Source organism: Streptomyces sp. NPDC006879, from assembly GCF_042869595.1.
Lineage (GTDB): Bacteria > Actinomycetota > Actinomycetes > Streptomycetales > Streptomycetaceae > Streptomyces.
In genome coordinates this window covers 67,915-85,526 of record NZ_JBIAGC010000016.1, presented here as the reverse complement: position 1 = coordinate 85,526, position 17,612 = coordinate 67,915, and the positions used below count along the sequence as shown (strand labels likewise).

General features: G+C 68.6%; 15 protein-coding genes and 1 pseudogene. 9 read left to right on the top strand and 7 right to left on the bottom strand.

Annotated elements, in window-relative coordinates; genetic code table 11:
- Positions 1-321: 321 nt before the first annotated feature.
- A complete protein-coding gene (locus tag ACFYMC_RS15280; protein WP_388524331.1) occupies positions 322-3,333 on the bottom strand; it encodes a tetratricopeptide repeat protein in 3,012 nt (1,003 codons plus the stop codon).
- A gap of 274 nt (positions 3,334-3,607) precedes the next feature.
- Between ACFYMC_RS15280 and ACFYMC_RS15275 the strand changes: the two genes are divergently transcribed.
- Positions 3,608-3,799, top strand: coding sequence for a LysM peptidoglycan-binding domain-containing protein (locus ACFYMC_RS15275; protein WP_388524328.1), 192 nt, complete (start codon positions 3,608-3,610; stop codon positions 3,797-3,799).
- Positions 3,800-3,907: 108 nt separating this feature from the next.
- On the opposite strand, the gene ACFYMC_RS15270 is transcribed toward ACFYMC_RS15275, so the two are convergent.
- Positions 3,908-4,603 carry a DUF5324 family protein gene (locus ACFYMC_RS15270; RefSeq protein WP_388524413.1) on the bottom strand — a complete coding sequence of 232 codons (696 nt, stop codon included), beginning with the start codon at positions 4,601-4,603 and terminating at the stop codon, positions 3,908-3,910.
- A gap of 205 nt (positions 4,604-4,808) precedes the next feature.
- Here ACFYMC_RS15270 and ACFYMC_RS15265 point away from each other — a divergent pair, with 205 nt between their 5' ends.
- Together ACFYMC_RS15265 and ACFYMC_RS15260 are read left to right on the top strand one after the other, a co-directional pair.
- Positions 4,809-5,336 carry a peptidylprolyl isomerase gene (locus tag ACFYMC_RS15265; RefSeq protein WP_388524325.1) on the top strand — a complete coding sequence of 176 codons (528 nt, stop codon included), beginning with the start codon at positions 4,809-4,811 and terminating at the stop codon, positions 5,334-5,336.
- Between the two features lie 108 nt (positions 5,337-5,444).
- A complete protein-coding gene (locus ACFYMC_RS15260; RefSeq protein WP_388524322.1) occupies positions 5,445-6,347 on the top strand; it encodes a rhomboid family intramembrane serine protease in 903 nt (300 codons plus the stop codon).
- 250 nt (positions 6,348-6,597) lie between these two features.
- Here the strand turns inward: ACFYMC_RS15260 and crgA are convergent, their stop codons facing one another.
- Positions 6,598-6,852: a cell division protein CrgA gene (crgA, locus tag ACFYMC_RS15255; RefSeq protein WP_388524320.1), complete on the bottom strand. Its 255-nt coding sequence runs from the start codon at positions 6,850-6,852 to the stop codon at positions 6,598-6,600.
- 91 nt (positions 6,853-6,943) lie between these two features.
- On the opposite strand from crgA, the gene ACFYMC_RS15250 reads away from it, so the two are divergent.
- The 6 genes and pseudogenes from ACFYMC_RS15250 (at position 6,944) to ACFYMC_RS15225 (ending at position 10,879) form a co-directional block, all read left to right on the top strand.
- On the top strand, positions 6,944-7,726 hold the full coding sequence (locus tag ACFYMC_RS15250) for a DUF881 domain-containing protein (RefSeq protein WP_388524317.1): 783 nt from the start codon (positions 6,944-6,946) through the stop codon (positions 7,724-7,726).
- Entirely contained in the window at positions 7,707-8,423 is a 717-nt protein-coding gene (locus ACFYMC_RS15245; protein ID WP_388524315.1) for a class E sortase, read from the top strand. Before ACFYMC_RS15250 ends, ACFYMC_RS15245 begins: the two co-directional genes overlap by 20 nt.
- 72 nt (positions 8,424-8,495) lie before the next feature.
- On the top strand, positions 8,496-8,672 hold the full coding sequence (locus ACFYMC_RS15240; RefSeq protein WP_388524312.1) for a hypothetical protein: 177 nt from the start codon (positions 8,496-8,498) through the stop codon (positions 8,670-8,672).
- Entirely contained in the window at positions 8,669-9,301 is a 633-nt protein-coding gene (locus tag ACFYMC_RS15235) for an aminodeoxychorismate/anthranilate synthase component II (protein WP_388524309.1), read from the top strand. The genes ACFYMC_RS15240 and ACFYMC_RS15235 overlap by 4 nt, the downstream gene beginning before the upstream one ends.
- 56 nt (positions 9,302-9,357) lie before the next feature.
- Positions 9,358-10,155 (top strand): annotated as a pseudogene (locus ACFYMC_RS15230) (class E sortase); the annotation flags it as partial.
- A gap of 22 nt (positions 10,156-10,177) precedes the next feature.
- Positions 10,178-10,879, top strand: a complete 702-nt coding sequence (locus ACFYMC_RS15225; RefSeq protein ID WP_388524306.1) for a class E sortase — start codon at positions 10,178-10,180, stop codon at positions 10,877-10,879.
- A gap of 105 nt (positions 10,880-10,984) precedes the next feature.
- Here ACFYMC_RS15225 and pknB read toward each other — a convergent pair whose 3' ends face one another.
- From pknB to ACFYMC_RS15205, 4 genes are all read right to left on the bottom strand, one after another.
- Positions 10,985-12,970, bottom strand: coding sequence for a Stk1 family PASTA domain-containing Ser/Thr kinase (gene pknB / locus ACFYMC_RS15220; RefSeq protein WP_388524304.1), 1,986 nt, complete (start codon positions 12,968-12,970; stop codon positions 10,985-10,987).
- A gap of 205 nt (positions 12,971-13,175) precedes the next feature.
- Positions 13,176-14,636, bottom strand: a complete 1,461-nt coding sequence (locus tag ACFYMC_RS15215; RefSeq protein WP_388524301.1) for a peptidoglycan D,D-transpeptidase FtsI family protein — start codon at positions 14,634-14,636, stop codon at positions 13,176-13,178.
- Positions 14,633-16,054, bottom strand: coding sequence for an FtsW/RodA/SpoVE family cell cycle protein (locus ACFYMC_RS15210; protein WP_388524299.1), 1,422 nt, complete (start codon positions 16,052-16,054; stop codon positions 14,633-14,635). Before ACFYMC_RS15210 ends, ACFYMC_RS15215 begins: the two co-directional genes overlap by 4 nt.
- Before the next feature lie 25 nt (positions 16,055-16,079).
- Positions 16,080-17,576, bottom strand: coding sequence for a PP2C family protein-serine/threonine phosphatase (locus ACFYMC_RS15205; protein WP_388524296.1), 1,497 nt, complete (start codon positions 17,574-17,576; stop codon positions 16,080-16,082).
- Positions 17,577-17,612: the final 36 nt, after the last annotated feature.

Below are 17,612 nucleotides of genomic sequence, written 5' to 3'. Positions count from 1 at the left end.
GGCCTGGGGTTGATTCTCCTGATGTCATTCTGCCGCCCCCCGGTCTAGGGAATCGCTACGCGGGATGCGATCCGCTGGTGGTGCGGAATGCGGACTTGGCATCGAGTTCCAGTGCCTGGCGCCCGGTGTCCAGAGCTTCCATGGCGATGCGTCTTCCGATCTCTGCCTGCATCTCCTCCAGAGCGCTCCCCGGAGCACCCCATTGATGCGAGTGATCGTTTTCCGTATCGGAATGGACAGCAGCCATCGGCGGACCTCCGCGTATTCCAGTGTTGGATGCGTCACACAGAGTGCGGGCACGCTCAGGCTACGCGCAAGTCCTCAATAGGTGGGTTCGTTCTGGTCAACTGCGTCGAGGATCTGTTTGCCCGGCCCCGGCATCTCGCGTCGGGTCTTCTCCAACAACTCCTTGACCACCTGTTTTAGCGGTATGTCAGATTCGTGCACCCGGGTCAGGTCGCTCTGCAGGTCCGTCAACTCGTTCACCGCTTCGGGGGTACGCCCCGCCAAACCCAGCAACACCAGGGCGTGGGTGTAACGCAACCGCATCACCAGGTGGGAGTCCCTCGGTTGGGCGGCGTCCTCCAGGGCTTTGTCGATCACACGCTCGGCCTCCTCCGCCTCGTCCTGTTTGAGTAGGCAGTGGGTGAGCGTCTCGCGCACCCGCAGGATCTCGGGTGTCGCGGGCGGCCAATGGTTGCGCTCGCTGATCTCCAGGATCTGGCGCGTCTCCGACTCGGCCTCGCGGTCCTTGCCGAGCGCCAGCACGGTACGGGCCAGGGTGTGCCGCACGACCAGGGTGTCGTAGTGCTCCGGGCCGCGAACGGTGCGTTCCGCGGTGATGATGGAGCGCAGGATCGGCTCGGCCTCGTCCTCGCGACCGGTCTGCTCGTTGATCGCGCGGGCCAGTTTGTGGCGGCTGGCGAGGGTGTCGGCGTCGTCCTCGCCCAGGATGGTGGTGCGGGCGGAGACGACGAGCCTGAGCTGCTCCTCGGCCGCCGTGAGCTCCTCGCGTTCGAGCAGGATGCGACCCCTCTCGTGGCGCAGGCCGAGGATCTCCCGGTCGTCCTGGTCGAATCCGAAGGAACCGCACCTGCCGATGATCGGCAGGACCAGTTCGTCGGCGGGGCCGAGCAGGCCGGTGGCGATGAGGAAGCGGGTGGTCAACCGTGCCAGCTCCAGTGCGGCGGTCAGCACCGAGCGGTCGGTCAATGCCGCTTCACCCAACAGGCAGGCCTTGCAGACCTCCAGGGCGTGGGGAGCGATCGCGCCCCAGCGGGGCCAGTTGGCGGGGTGGTCCGGGGAGGACCTGCCGGCTGCCGACAGCAGCATGCGGACCGCCAGGCCGTAGTAGTCCGTGGCACGCTCACGAACACCTTCGTCCTCGCGCAGGATGCCGTGCACCACCGGATGCAGGGTCAGTACGTGCGCCAGGTCCTGGTCGGTGGTGTCGGTGCGCTCCGAGGAGTCCACCAGGCCGAAGTCCTCCAGCCCTTCTAGGACGGCCTTGCGCTGGGTGGTGGAGAAGCCGGGGAGGAGTGGGGACTGGGCGGGGACCTCGCCGTTCAGTAGGCAGCGGTACGGAACCGGGGCGATGCTCAGGCAGGCGAACACCTTCAGCAGGGTGGCTGCCTGGGGGAGGTCGCGCTGACTCAGAAGCTCCAGTGCGATGCCGCAGACCTTCTGGACGATCTCCTGGCCCATCAGTTCGGTGAAGTTGGCGCGGTCTGGTCCCGGGAGGCCGGGACCAGACCGCACCGCGTCACCGAACCGCCTGAAGTCCTGGGGGTCGCTGTCGAGGGTGAGGTGGCTTCCCTGCACCGCCCTGATGACGTCCGCGGCGTGCCGCAGTGCCAGTGGCAGCCCGCCCAGCAGAGAGGAGAGCGTGCGGGCTTCCTCGTTCGTGCCGCCGATCCCGCCGGTCCGCTCCAGCAGCAGGGAAGCTCCGTCCTCGTCGCCGAGCGGGAGGACCTGATGGACCCGGCTCCAGTCCCCCCAGGTCTGTTGGCGTCGTACCCGGCTGGTGACCAGGACCATGCCGTTCTCAGTGAGGGGTTTGCGGAGCCAACCGGTGCCGTCCGAGACCGGCTCGTGCCCCGAGCCGAGCCGGCGGGGCTCATCGGCGTTGTCGAACACCAGCAGCCAGGGCTCCGGGCAGGAGTTGAGCCGCTCCCACACCAGCTCCATGGCGCGGCCGTGCACCCAGGCCCGCTCCACCTGCATCGAGGGCGCCCCCAGGTCGAGGGCCAACGCCCGCATGCGGGCGCTGAGTTCCGGGATCGAGATCCACCAGACCTTGCGGCCGGTGGTGCGGGCCCGGTCAGCGATCTCCAGGGCCAGCCGACTCTTCCCGGATCCGCCCAGCCCCGCCAGTACGTGCACCCGCTGTGCGGAGTCCGGGGACTGCGGGGTGAGGAGCGAGGCGATCAGGCGATGTCGGTCCTGGCCTTTGAGTTGGCCTTCTTCCAGGCGCACGTACGGCGGCACCGGCGAGTAGCCCACCGGGGACTCCTCGGCGGAGGGGCGTGCGGGGGACGGCTCGCGGGGGATGCCCGCCCCTGCTGGCCGGGGTGCTTCGACGGGGGTGGTGGGTGCCGGGACCGGCCGTGGGGGCGACGGTGTCCTGGGGGTCGGCGTGCCGACCTTCAGCAGGGCGGCGCGTACGGACAGGTAGGGCAGGGCGGTGCGGTCGGCGGGGCGGATGATGGAGAAGTGGTCCGCGGTGACCACCCCGCCTTCGGGGAACACTCCTCTGGCCACCACTGGCGGGACGATGTTGTCGGCGCTGCCGCCGAAGGCCTGCACCGGGATGGGGCATTCGGTGTCGCTGATGGTGCGGGCATGCACCACGGAGCTCAGGACCGTACGTTGGGCTTCCGTCACTGAGCGGTCGAATGGCCGGAGTTGGCGCTCCTGCGCATTGGCGAGCCCTTTGAGGTTCTTGCGTACCGACAGGAAGAAGCCCGATCCGGTATTGGGGCAGGCGAACATCGTGAGGTGTTTGATGCGTGCGAGTTCGGTGCCTGCGCCGTTCCACAGCTTGCGCGCCAGGAAGCGCTGGACGATCAGGCCGCCCTGGCTGTGGGTGAGCAGCATGATGCGTTCGGCGTCGGCGAGTTGGGTCTGGAGAAAGGTGCCGAGTTGGTCGGCGATGTCGTCGGTCTCGGCGACGCGGCGGTCCGGGCGGAGTTTGGTGACCGCAGAGTCGTACTCGAAGCGGTGAATGCTGACCCAGTCGCGGAGTTCGGGGTCGGTGGCTATCAGGTCGTGAAAGGCCTTCCACGCCCTTCCTGACGAGAACAGGCCATGCACGAGCACCAGGTGAACGCGCATCTGTGCCACCATCGCGAACCTCCGCAGCCAGATTGCGAGTTGAAGCAGATGGATTTCGGTCGGAAGGTAAAGAAGCAGCCGGTTCAATGATGCACGAGAGGTGACGGGGGGAGCCAGAAAGAGACAGCTGTGGATGGCTGGTATCCAGGTGGCGCAGGGAAATGTCACTCAGATGGCGTATTTGGGAGCACGTGGGGGCGCACACTCTGAACCGGTGCCTGACCGTGGGAAAAGGGAGAGCCCTCCCCGGCGGAGCCCATTCGTGGAGGTGTCCATGACCGTCCTCGACCGGACCGGCAAGATCTGCATCTACACGGTCAAACCCGGTGACTCACTTCCCGCCATCGCCCGTCGCGAACTCGGCCACGAGAGTCGCTGGTCCGACCTCTACCGCATCAACCGTCACGTCATAGGCGACAACCCCCACCTGATCCATCCAGGCCTTCTCCTCACCCTGCCCCGCTGAACCGCCGCCGGAGCGGACCCCGTAACCAGATCAAGGCGAAGAACCTTTCCGAACACGGCGAAGGTCGGTCCCGGACCCTTGGTTCCAGGACCGACCTTCGCGGCCGTCTCAGCCGTGGCCGTCCTCTTCTGCCGCCCCCGCTTCCCGGTCCTGCCGCTCCGCCGGTCCGCTGCCGTCCACGGAGCTGAGCGGAGACCGCTCGGACACTTCGGTTGCCGCCGGCGGCTCCACCAGCCAGTCCGGGTTGGCCTGCCGGTCCCACCACTTCCAGGCTGCGACCGCACCAGCCGCCACGACCACCGCGAGTGCGGTCACTCGCAGGGCACGGCCATAGGCCGCGCGCCGCTCATGGCGTCGGATCAGCCGCTTCACTTCCTTGGCGGACACCTGCCCGCGCAGCGCTGCGACTGCGGCCACCGAGCGGGCAGCCGCCTCCTCCGCCACCGGCTGCGCCGCGGCCACGGCGCTCTCCACCCGCGGGCCCGCGTAGTCGGCCGCCTGCTGAGCGGCCTTCCGGGTCCGCAGCACCGCCTCACGCGCCGCCCGGTCGACCTTCGGGGGCACGTGGCATCGCGCCTGTTCCACCCGGGCCGCTAGGTGCTCCTCGTACTGGGACCGGACCTGCCGGGCGGCCTGGGCCGCGGCCTGCGACATGGGCGGGCCCAGTCGGTCCCGTGCTTCCTGCGCGTAGTGCACGGCGGAGTCGCGCGCGGTCGCTGCGTAGGGCGCCACCACCTCCGCGGCGTGCAGAACGCCGTCCTTCGCCGTGCCGGCCGCGGTGCGCACGCTGTCCTTGCGGCTCACGTCATCCTCCTCGTCGGTGGCGGACACACATCACCTTTCCACCCTCTGTCGGATCATGCCTGCCGGCAGCCGGCCGGGCATGCGAGGCGGGGCATCCGGGTGGCACGGGCCGCATTCGGCCACGGTCGGGGCTCTCCGTGACGGCCGGGGCCGTGCGAGGATCGGGTGACGCGAGAGACGACTGACGAGGATGGAAGGCAGATTCGTGGCCGAGCAGCTGTACGCCACCTTGAAGACCAACCGCGGCGACATCGAGGTGCGGCTGCTGCCGAACCACGCGCCGAAGACGGTCCGGAACTTCACCGAGCTCGCCACGGGCGAGCGCGAGTGGGTGGACCCCAACACCGGCAAGCCGAGTCACGGCCGCCTCTACGACGGCACCGTCTTCCACCGTGTCATCGGCGGGTTCATGATCCAAGGCGGCGATCCCCTGGGCAACGGCACCGGTGGCCCGGGCTACGAGTTCGCCGACGAGTTCCACCCGGACCTGGCGTTCACCAAGCCGTACCTGCTGGCCATGGCCAACGCCGGGCCCGGTACCAACGGCTCCCAGTTCTTCATCACGGTGGCCCCCACGGCCTGGCTGACCGGCAAGCACACGATCTTCGGCGAGGTCACCGATCCGGCCAGCCGCGAGGTGGTGGACGCGATCGCCACCACGGCCACCAACCCGCGCACCCACCGGCCCGTCGATGACGTGGTGATCGAGTCGGTCTCCGTCGAAAAGCGTTGAGCACCTCCGCCAGCGACCGACCGGGGAACCTTTGCGCCCCGTCCGTCCGTACTTCCTACGTACCGGACCGGCGGGGTGCACCGCCCTGCCGTAGACAAGAGGGGACCGATGGACCAGCAGCCGCCAGGACGTCCTGATCAGGACGCCGCCACCCACCGTCTTCCGGGCTGCTACCGCCACCCCGACCGGGAGACCGGTATCCGCTGCACCCGATGCGAGCGGCCGATCTGCACCGAATGCATGGTGAACGCCTCCGTCGGGTTCCAGTGCCCCGAGTGTGTCCGGGCCGGGTCCGGCACGGGTCACTCGGCCGCGGCCTCGACGCCGAGGACGGTGGCGGGTGGCGCCGTCGCAACCGATCCGCACCTGGTGACCAAGGTGCTGCTCGGGATCAACGTCGTGGTGTTCCTCGTCGGCGCCGTCCTGGGCAGGTCCTTCCTGCTGCCGCTGGAGCTGGTCGGCCGGTACGTGGAGGAATTCGGCGCCCCCTTGGAGGGGGTGTCGACCGGCCAGTGGTACCGGCTGCTCACCGCGATGTTCCTGCACGAGCAGACGTGGCACATCGGTTTCAACATGCTCAGCCTGTGGTGGCTCGGTGGCCCCCTGGAAGCGGCGCTCGGCCGGGCCCGGTACCTCGCGCTGTACCTGCTGTCGGGGCTGGCCGGCAGCGCCCTGACCTATCTGTTGGCCGCGCCCAACGCGCCTTCGCTCGGCGCTTCCGGCGCGATCTTCGGTCTGCTCGGCGCGACCGCGGTGCTGATGCGCCGGATGCGGTACGACATGCGGCCCCTGATCGCACTGCTGGCGATCAACCTGGTGATCACCTTCGCCTGGCGGGACGCGATCGCCTGGCAGGCGCACATCGGTGGGCTGGTCGCCGGCGCGGTGATCGCGTACGGGATGGTGCACGCGCCCCGCGACAAGCGGGCGCTGGTGCAGTGGGGCACCTGTGCACTGGTGGCGCTCACCAGTGTGGTCATCGTGCTCCTGAGGACTGCGGCGCTCAGCTGAGCGACTGTTGTCCACAGTCCGTGGTCGATTTGGTGCTCCCTGTGGAACTCCTTGCACACACCTGAGCCCCTTGTCTCCGATTCCCTGGTTTTCCAGGGGGGACAAGGGGCTCAGGCGTACGCTGGGGCTGGCCGGAGGATCCGGATCAGTCACACCGGTGTCAACCGGTGGTGACGTTATCCACAGATCTTCTTCCTTATCCTCAGCTGTGGATAGCGCTGTGGATAACTCGCCCCCAAGCTTGACAGCGCTACTTCCACTGTGTGGAGACACCGAAGCCAGCGGCGACGAAGCCGAAGCCGACCACGATGTTCCAGTTGCCCAGGGCTTCCACCGGCAGGCGGGTGTCCGTCACGTAGAAGACGACGATCCACGCCAGACCGATCAGGAACAGGGCGAGCATGATGGGAGCGATCCAGCTGCTGCCGGAAAGCCTGATGTTCGTCGCCTGCCTCGCCGGCGGCGGCGTGTAGTCGTTCTTCTTGCGGATCCGTGACTTCGGCACGAGGGGTATCTCCTGTCGATGCGCTGGGGACTGGCCTCCCCCGGGCGTCCGTTAGCGTAGTGCTTCAGCGGCGTTGAAGGAGAAGGGTACGTTGACCAATCCCGAGGGCGGCGGTGCGGGTACCGACAACACGCACCACCGTCGTTTCGACAGGCGGCCGGTCCGGCTGCTCACCCTCGCCGTCTTCGTCCTGGCCGGACTGATCTTCGTCACCAGCTTCAACACCTCCCACGGTACCGACATCCGCACCGATGACTCCTTGTTGAAACTCTCGGATCTCATCCAAGAGCGCAGCCGCAGCAACGAGGAGCTGGAGAAGAGCACCGCGGCGGTCCGTGAGGAGGTCGACGCCCTCGCCGAGCGTGACAACGGCAGCACCGGAGCCGAAGACGCCCGATTGGCCGCACTCCAGCGGACCGCCGGTACCGAGCCACTGGCCGGACCCGCAGTCACCGTCACCCTCAACGACGCGCCCCCCGGAGCGACCGCGCGCATCCCCAACGTGCCCGAGCCGCAGCCCAACGACCTGGTCATCCACCAGCAGGACCTACAAGCGGTGGTCAATGCCCTGTGGGCCGGCGGGGCCCGCGGCGTGCAGGTCATGGACCAGCGGCTGATCTCCACCAGCGCTGTGCGCTGCGTGGGCAACACCCTCATCCTCCAGGGCCGCCTGTACTCGCCCCCCTACAAGGTGACGGCCATCGGCGACCAGGCGAAGCTCAAGCAGGCCCTCAACGACTCCACCGCGATCCAGAACTACCAGCTGTACGTGGACGCCTACGGCCTGGGCTGGAAAGTGGAAGAGAACAAGAGGGTGACTCTTCCGGGGTACTCCGGCACAGTGGACCTCCACTATGCGGAGCCGGCGAAGTAGTGCGCCGAGGCTGATCGTCCGTACCTTCAGCGAGGTGTGCCTGACGGTCGGCACCCTCATCGTGCTCTTCGTCGCCTACCTGTTGCTGTGGACCGGGGTGCGGGCGGAGCAGTCCATGACGGCGGAGCTGGAGCGGTTACGCGACCGGTGGCCGACCGGCCCCGCCGCGGCCCCCGGGACGGCCCGCCGGGCCCCGTCCGAGCCGCCGCCGGGCGGGGAGGCCTACCCGCCCGGGCGGCCCTTCGCCGAAATGCACATCCCCCGGTTCGGCACGCACTGGACCAAGCCGGTCCTTCAGGGCACGGGAGCCGACGTACTCAAGCGCGGCCTGGGGCACTACCCGGGCTCCGGGCAGCTCGGCGTAGAGGGCAACTTCGCCGTGGCCGGACACCGGCGAACCCACGGGGACCCCTTCAAGGACTTCCCCCGGCTCAGGCCGGGTGACGCGGTGGTGCTGAACGACGGCGTCACCTGGTTCACCTACCGGGTGGCGAACCGGCCACTGCGCATCACACCGCAGGAGGTGGACGTCCTCGACCCGGTGCCGGCGAAGTCGGGCTTCCGGGCGCCCGGCAAGTACCTGACGCTGACCACCTGCGAACCCGAGTGGGGTCACAGCCACCGCCTGGTGGTGTGGGCGCGGCTGACAGCCGCGGATCCGGTGACGGCGGGCCGACCGTCCGTTCTGCGGAGCTGACTCACCCTCCGGGGTCGCTGCCTTTACTCTGTTGCGGTATCGCGGACGCGGTACCGCAGTGAAAGGGGCGGTATGTACGGCTGGATCTGGCGGCACCTGCCCGGCAACGCGTGGGTGCGGGCCGCGATCTCGCTCGTACTGGCCCTCACGGTGGTGTTCGTGCTGTTCCAGTACGTCTTCCCGTGGGCTGAGCCGCTGCTCCCGTTCAATGATGTGACCGTCGACGAAGGATCGGGGACCGCCAGGTGAGCGCGCGCATTCTGGTCGTGGACAACTACGACAGCTTCGTTTTCAACCTGGTCCAGTACCTGTACCAGCTGGGTGCCGAATGCGAGGTGCTGCGCAACGACGAGGTGGCACTCGCCCACGCGCAGGACGGTTTCGACGGTGTGCTCCTCTCCCCCGGACCGGGGACGCCGGAGGAGGCAGGTGTGTGCGTCGATATGGTGCGGCACTGCGCCCGGACTCGGGTGCCGGTCTTCGGGGTGTGCCTGGGCATGCAGTCCATGGCGGTGGCCTACGGGGGCGTGGTCGGCCGGGCCCCGGAGCTGTTGCACGGCAAGACCTCGCTGGTGACGCACCAGGGCAGGGGCGTGTTCGCCGGGCTGCCCTCCCCGTTCACCGCGACCCGCTACCACTCGCTGGCCGCCGAGCCGATGACGCTTCCGGAGGTTCTGGAGGTGACGGCGCGGACCGAGGACGGGATCATCATGGGCCTGCGACACCGTGAGCACGCGGTCGAGGGGGTGCAGTTCCACCCCGAGTCGGTGCTGACGGAGTGGGGTCACCTGATGCTGGCCAACTGGCTGGCGGAATGCGGTGACCCGGGAGCCGTCGGACGCTCCCGCGGGCTGGCGCCGGTGGTGGGCAAGGCGTGACCGACTTCCGCCCGGCGGCGGATCCGTACGAGTGGTACGCGGCACCCCCACCGCCCCCGGTACCACCGCCTCCCGCGCCACCACCGCCGGCGGCCACCGGCGGTCGTGCCGCCCGGCGGGTCGCGGCCCGGGAGGCCGCGAAACAGGCGGCCCGGCGCCGGCGCGGAAGCCCGTTGGTGGTGGCCTGCCGGACGGTGGGCGAACTCTTCATCACCATGGGCGTGCTGCTGCTGCTGTTCGTGACGTACCAGCTCTGGTACACCAATGTGCTGGCCACCCGGCAGGCGAACGGCGCGGCCGGCAGCCTCCAGCGGGACTGGGAGCGGGCCACCGGCGCGGCGCCCGAGCCCGGCCCCACGGCGTTCGAGCCCGGGCAGGGCTTCGCGATCATGTACATCCCGAAGCTCGACGTGAAGGTGCCCATCGCGGAGGGCGTCAGCAAGTCCAAGGTGCTCGACCGGGGCATGGTCGGGCACTACGCCCAGGGTCGGCTGAAGACGGCCATGCCCTCTGACGAGAGCGGCAATTTCGCCGTGGCGGGTCACCGCAACACCCACGGGGAGCCCTTCCGCTACATCAACCGGCTACAGCCGGGAGACCCCATCGTGGTGGAGACCCGGGACGCCTACTACACCTACGAGATGACCCGCATCCTGCCCTCTACCCCGCCCTCGAACGTGGCGGTCCTCAACCCGGTGCCCGCCGGTTCCGGATTCACCGGCGCTGGTCGCTATCTCACCCTCACCACCTGCACTCCCGAGTTCACCAGCACGTTCCGCATGGTCGTCTGGGGCAAGATGGTCGCCGAACGACCCCGCGCTCAAGGCGCACCACCGGCGCTGGCGGTGCGCTGAGCCCGCCGAGGAAGCAGGAAGAGTGTCCGACCGCCACTCCCGCCGCCCCCGACCTGCCGTCGTCCTCGGCCTGCTGGGCGAGTTCCTGATCACCGCCGGTCTGGTGCTGGCGATGTTCGTGGCCTACTCGTTGTGGTGGACGAACGTACTGGCCGACCGGGCGGCTGCCGAGCAGGGCAACGAGGTGCGTCAGGTGTGGGCCGCGGCCCCGCCCACCGTGGCCGGCCCCGGCGCCCTGGACACCAAGGGCGGCATCGGCTTCCTGCACGTCCCGGCGATGGGCGGCGCGGAGGTGCTGGTCAAACGGGGCACCGGACCCGAGGAGCTCAACGAGGGCGTCGCGGGCTACTACACGCAGCCGGTGCGCTCCGCCCTGCCCTGGGAGACCTCGGGGAACTTCTCCCTGGCCGCTCACCGCGACGGACACGGCGCGAAGTTCCACAACATCCACCGGCTGCGGACCGGCGATCCGATCGTCTTCGAGTCCAAGGACACCTGGTACGTCTACCGGGTCTTCGCCATGCTCCCCCAGACCAGCAAGTACAACGTCTCGGTGCTGGAGCCGGTACCGGAGGACTCCGGGGCGACCCGACCGGGCAGATACATCACCTTGACCACGTGCACACCCATCTACACCTCCACCTACCGGTACGTGGTGTGGGGCGAACTGGTCCGTACCGAAGCGGTGGACGCCGACCGCACCCCGCCGGCCGAACTCCGCTGAGAGCGGCTCACCGGACCGGGCCCGCACGGGGAAACGGGCGGGCCCGGGGCGGCGTCCACCGATGAGGGGAGCCGACCCGGGCCCGTGCGCGCCGGTTCGTCAGGATCAGCGGAAGACTCCGAGACCGCGGTTGTCGTTGTTCCCGTCCCGACCGAAGGTGCGGACGTTGACCGGGGTGTTGGGGGCGACCTGCTGGCCGAAGCTCGGATCGGTGGCCCTGATCCGGGCGTCCTCCTCCTGGGAGCCTTCGAGGATCTGACCGAAGACCAGGCCGGCGCTGGCCAGCTCCTCCCGGGCCTCGCCCACGGTCTTGCCGATCAGGAAGGGAACCGCGACCTGCTCGGCGGCCTTCGCGACCTTGATGTCCACCGTGGAGCCGGGCCGTACCTCGGCTCCGATGGACAGGCTCTGCTCCACGACCGTGCCGGGGGTCGCTTCGGCGGACTCGATCTCGGTCTGGCTACCGAGCTTGAGGTCGGCGTCCGCCAGCGCCTTGCGGGCCTCCGGGACGCTCTTGCCCAGCAGGTCCGGGACGACGGACTTGGCGGCTTCCTTGGCGACCGTCAGCTTGACGGTGGAGCCGCTCTCGACACTGGAGTCGCCCTTGGGCTTCTGGTCGATGACCGTGCCCACGCTGCGGTCGGACTCCTCCAGTTCCTTCTCCACCACGAAGCCCTTGGCCTTGAGTTGCTCCTCGGCGGACTCGAAGGACAGCCCCTGGACGTCGGGGACCTGGACCTTGGGGGCACCGGTGGACACGGTCACGTTGATGGGCGTGCCCACCTCGACCTTGGTACCGGCCTCCGGGCTCTGGGAGCAGATCTTGCCCTTGGGCTGGTCCGCGCAGGGCTCTTCCTTGGCCTTGTTGACCTTCAGCTCGATGTTGCCGGCCCGGGAGACCGCCCTCTCGAAGGTCTCACCGACCAGCTGGGGGACGGTGGGGCGGTCGTCGCGGTCACCGCTGGCCAGCGCCTGGCCGATCAGGATGGCTCCGACGAGGACCAGTAGCCCCGCGGTGACGAGCAGGATGGTGGAGGTGTTGCTCTTCTTCTGGTTGCGGCGCCGCTGGGTGCCGCGGTCGTCGTAGCCGTAGCCGCCACCGTCCGGGTTCATCGGCGGCATCATGGAGGTCTGCTGGGGGTCCGCGGTGCGCAGCGCGGTGGTGGGCTGGTCGTGGTGGCCGTAGCCGTTGTCGTAGCCCCCGTACCCGCCGTAGCCGGCGGCGCCCATGGCCGCGGTCGCCGCGACCGGCTGCCCGTCGAGGCAGGCCTCGATGTCGGCGCGCATCTCGTCCGCGGACTGGTAGCGGTAGGCCGGGTCCTTGACCAGTGCCTTGAGGACGATGGCGTCCATCTCGGGCGTGATCTCGGGGTCGTACACGCTCGGGGGCTGCGGTTCCTCCCGGACGTGCTGGTAGGCGACGGCGACCGGTGAGTCGCCCACGAACGGCGGTCGGACCGTCAGCAGTTCGTACAGGAGGCAGCCGGTGGAGTACAGGTCGCTGCGGGCGTCCACCTGCTCGCCCTTGGCCTGCTCCGGGGAGAGGTACTGGGCGGTGCCGATGACGGCCGCGGTCTGCGTCATGGTCATGCCGGAGTCACCCATGGCGCGGGCGATACCGAAGTCCATCACCTTGACCTGGCCGGTGCGGGTCAGCATGACGTTGGCCGGCTTGATGTCGCGGTGGACGATTCCGGCCCGGTGCGAGTACTCCAGGGCCTGGAGAATGCCGACGGTCATCTCCAGGGTGCGCTCGGGCAGCAGCTTGCGGCCGGAGTGCAGGAGCTCCCGCAGGGTGGACCCGTCGACGTACTCCATCACGATGTACGGGATCGAGACACTGTCGACGTAGTCCTCGCCGGTGTCGTAGACGGCGACGATCGCCGGGTGGTTGAGCGAGGCGGCGGACTGGGCCTCCCGGCGGAACCGGGCCTGGAAGGACGGGTCGCGGGCGAGGTCGGCCCGCAGCGTCTTCACGGCGACGGTGCGGCCGAGCCGGGTGTCGTGGGCGAGGTAGACCTCGGCCATGCCACCACGGCCGAGCACCGAGCCCAGCTCGTACCGGCCGCCGAGGCGACGCGGCTCTTCCATAACTGTCTCCAGCCCTCTCCGTCAGTCCCGACCGCACCCTTGTGTGGTCCGGCGGTGTGCTGTTCGCGCAAAGGCTACCGGCCCGCGTCGGACCGGTCCGACCGTGGCCACGGGCCGATACCCGACCGGTATCACCACGTGCTCGGATCTCCCCCGACTGTGAGGGAGATCACCGGGCTTCGGCTGCTGGCCGCGGAGGGGGGCGTCACTGGCGGGAGTCCAGTACGGCCTTCATGACGGCCTTGGCGACGGGGGCTGCCAGGCCGCCGCCGCTGATGTCCTCGCGGCTCGCCGCGCTGTCCTCGATGACCACCGCGACCGCGACCGGCGAGCCCTCGCTGGTCTTGGCGTAGGAGATGAACCAGGCGTAGGGGCGCTTCTTGTTGCCCTCGCCGTGCTGGGCGGTACCGGTCTTGCCGCCGACCGTCACGCCGTTGATCCGGGCGTTGCCGCCGGTGCCGTTCTCGACGACGTTGACCATCATCTCCTGCACCTTTTGGGCGTTCTCGGGGCTCAGCGGTCGGCTCATCTCCTCCGGGTCTTGCTTGTCGAGCACGTCCAGGTTGGGGGCGGTGAGCTCCTCCACCATGTAGGGCTTCATCAGCTTGCCGTCGTTGGCGATCGCGGCGGCGACCATGGCCATCTGGAGCGGGGTGGCGGCGGTGTTGAACTGGCCGATGGAGGAGAGCGCGTTCCCGCCCCGGTCCATCTCCTTGTCGTACACGCTGGCGAAGGCGCGGACCGGAGTGTCGACCTTGTCGTTGTTGAAGCCGAACTTCTCCGCCGTCTCCAGCATCTTGTCGCGAGTGATGTCGTCGCCGAGCTTTGCGAAGACGGTGTTGCAGGAGATCCGCAGCGCTTCGTTGAGCGAGGCGTTCTTGCAGTCTCCGTGGCTGTTGGGAAGCTCGCGGCTGGACAGCGGCAGGATGTACGGGTCCGGGGTGTCGGTCGGCGCGTTGATGTCCGAGACCTTGCCGTGCTCCAGGGCGGCGGCGGCGGTGACGACCTTGAAGGTGGAGCCGGGCGGGTAGGTCTCCCGCAGCGCCCGGTTGGTGAGCTCCTTGTCCTTGCTGTCCTTGAGTTCGACCCAGGCCTTCTCGTCGTTCTTGGAGTTGCCCGCGAACCGGGACGGGTCGTACGAGGGTGCGCTGGCCAGCGCGAGGATGGCTCCGGTGCGCGGGTCGATGGCCGCGACGGCGCCCTTGTTGTCGCCGAGGCCCTTGTAGGCCGCCTCCTGGGCTGCTGCGTTCAAGGTGGTGATGACGTTGCCGCCCTGCTTCTTCTCACCGGTGAACATGCCGATGGTGCGGTCGAAGAAGAGCCGGTCGTCGTTCCCGGTCAGGATGCCGTCTTCGAGCTTCTCCAACTGGGTGGAGCCGAAGGCCTGGGAGGCGTAGCCGGTGACGGGCGCCCACATGGGGCCGTCCTTGTACGTGCGCTTGTACTTGTAGTCACTTCCGTCGGTGACGATCGAGCCGGTGATCGGCTTGCCCCCGACGATGATGTTGCCGCGCTCCTGGGCGTACTGGGCGATCTGGACTCGGCGGTTCTCCTTGCGCGTGCTGAGTTCGCCCGCCTGCACGTACTGCAGCCAGTTGGTGCGGACCAGCAGGGCGAGGACGAGCAGTCCACAGAAGATCGCGATTCGGCGCAGGGGCTTGTTCACGGTCGGACCACCTGGGTCATCTCGGAGTCGGTGGAGGGGGCGGGGGCGGGTGCCGGGCGCCGGGCGGTGTCGCTGATGCGGATCAGGATCCCGATCAACGCCCAGTTGGCGATGACGGAGGAACCACCGGCGGCGAGGAACGGCATGGTCATACCGGTCAGCGGGATGAGTCCCATCACACCGCCGGCCACCACGAAGATCTGGATGGCGAAGGCTCCGGACAGGCCGATGGCGAACAGCTTGCCGAAGGGGTCCCGTGCGGCCAGGGCGGTGCGCACGCCACGCTCGATGATCAGGCCGTAGATCAGCAGGAAGGCCATCACTCCGGCGAGGCCGAGTTCCTCGCCGACGGTGGAGAAGATGAAGTCCGAGTTGGCCGCGAACAGGATCAGGTCGGAGCTGCCCTGGCCGAGGCCGGAGCCGAGGACCCCGCCGGATCCGAAGGACATCAGGGACTGGCCGACCTGCTCACAGGCGCCGGAAGTGGTGTAGCAGCTGAAGGGGTCCAGCCAGGCGTTCACACGGGCCTGGACGTGACTGGCGAAGGAGGCCACCACGACGGCTCCGCCGACCGACATCAGCAGGCCGATGACGATCCAGCTGGTTCGCTCGGTGGCCACGTACAGCATGATCACGAACATGCCGAAGAACAGCAGCGAGGTGCCGAGGTCGTTCTCGAAGACCAGGATGAGCAGGCTCATCGCCCAGATCATCAGGATCGGTCCGAGGTCGCGTCCGCGCGGTAGGTACAGACCCATGAAGCGGCGGCTGGCCAGGGCCAGGGCGTCCCGCTTGACCATGAGGTAGCCGGCGAAGAACACCGCAATGATGATCTTTGCGAACTCGCCCGGCTGGATCGAGAAGCCGGCGACGCTGATCCAGATCTTCGCGCCGAAGACGTCGGCGCCCAGGCCCGGGACGACCGGGAGGATCAGCAGCACCAGGGCGGTCACCATCGAGATGTACGTGAACCGCTGCAACACCCGGTGGTCCTTGAGGACCAGCAGCACGCCGACGAACAGCGCGATGCCCACCGCGGTGTAGAACAACTGGTTGGGTGCGGAGGCGCTGAAGACGCCGTACTGCCGCTTGGCCAGGTTCTGGAGCCGCTCCGACTGGTCCAGCCGCCAGATGAGGACCAGACCGAGGCCGTTGAGCAGGGTGGCGAGCGGCAGCAGCAGCGGATCCGCGTACTTGGCGTACTTGCGCACCACGAGGTGACCGACGCCCGCGAGCAGCCCCAGCCCGAGGCCGTAGGCCAGCATCCCGGGCGGCAGTTCCCCGTGGATGGCCAGCCCCACGTTGGCGTAGGCAAAGATGGGGATGGCGACGGCGAAGACGAGCAGCAACAGCTCGGTGTTGCGCCGACTCGGCAGCTCGATGGCTCCGATGGTCGTCGTGTTGGTGACAACGCTCATGGTGTGGCAGGCCCCCTGTGCCCGCTTACTGCTTGCCGCACTGGCCGACCAGCTTCTGCTCCTCGGCGGTCAGGCTGGGACCGGGTGACGGTGTGTTGGTGTTCTGGGCGTTCTCCGGCTGGGTGCCGGCCGTGCCTTCCTGGCCCTCGGTCTCGGTGGAGGGCTTGCTGATCTCCGCTTCGGCCTTGAGGCGTGCTTCTTCCTTCCTACACGCACTGACCTGTACGGAGAGTTCATCGATTTTCCGCTGGGCGGTCTCGCGGCTGCCCTCGGAGATCGTCGCCTCGACCTTCTTGCGCTTGAAGGAGGGCAAGTACTTGAGTTCGATCTCGGGGTGGTCCTTCTCCACCTGCGAGAGCTTGATCCAGGCCAGGTCCTGGCTGATGCCCCGGTAGAGCGCCACGTGCTGGTCCTTGACGCCTACGTAGTACTGGTTCTGTGTCCAGCGCCAGGCGCCGTAGACACCGCCGCCGAGGACGCCGAGGGCGAGCAGCAGGACGAAGGAGCGTTTGGCCCACTTGCGGCCGGTCCGTGGCTTGGCGCGGTCGAAGTTCTCGTACTTCTCGTACTCGTCCTCGTACTCGCCCAACGAACCGTCGGGGGTCTGGTAGCCGGGCTCGCCGCCGCTGCCGGGGGGGCCGAAGGCGCCGGAGGCGGGCGGCTGGCGGCGCCCGAGGCCGGAGGCGCGGCCGGCCGGGGTCTGCATGGCCCCGCCATCGAAGAGCTGGTGCTGGTTCTCGGCGACCGCACCGACCACGACCGGGGTGTCACTGAGCTGGGCCGCCAGCGGGTCGTTGGTGTCGGTGTCGAGGACGTCCGCGACGATGCAGGTGATGTTGTCGGGGCCGCCGCCCCGCAGCGCCAGTTGGATGAGCTCCTGCACCGTCTCCTGGGGGCCCTGGTAGCTGGCGAGGGTGTCTTCGAGGGTTTGGTGGGACACCACGCCGGACAGTCCGTCGGAGCAGATCAGGTAGCGGTCCCCCGCCCGGACCTCACGGATCGACAGATCGGGCTCCACGTGGTCACCACTGCCGAGCGCCCGCATCAGCAGGGACCGCTGTGGGTGGGTGGTCGCCTCCTCCTCGGTGATCCGGCCCTCGTCCACCAGCCGCTGCACCCAGGTGTGGTCCTGTGTGATCTGGGTCAACAGGCCGTCCCGCAGCAGGTAGGCCCGGGAGTCCCCGACATGGACCAGGCCCAGACGCTGACCGGTCCACAACAGGGCCGTCAGCGTGGTGCCCATGCCTTCGAGCTGTGGATCCTCCTCGACCATGACGCGCAGTTGGTCGTTGGCGCGCTGCACGGCGCTGCCCAGTGAGGTGAGCAGGTCCGACCCGGGAACGTCGTCGTCGAGCTGGACGAGGGTGGAGATCACCTCGGAGCTGGCGACCTCACCGGCCGCCTGACCACCCATGCCGTCCGCGATGGCGAGCAGGCGCGGACCGGCGTAGCCGGAGTCCTCGTTGCCCTCGCGGATCATGCCCTTGTGTGAACCGGCGGCGAACCGCAGGGACAGACTCATGCGCACCTGCCCAGTCGACGATGCCTCCGGGTACAA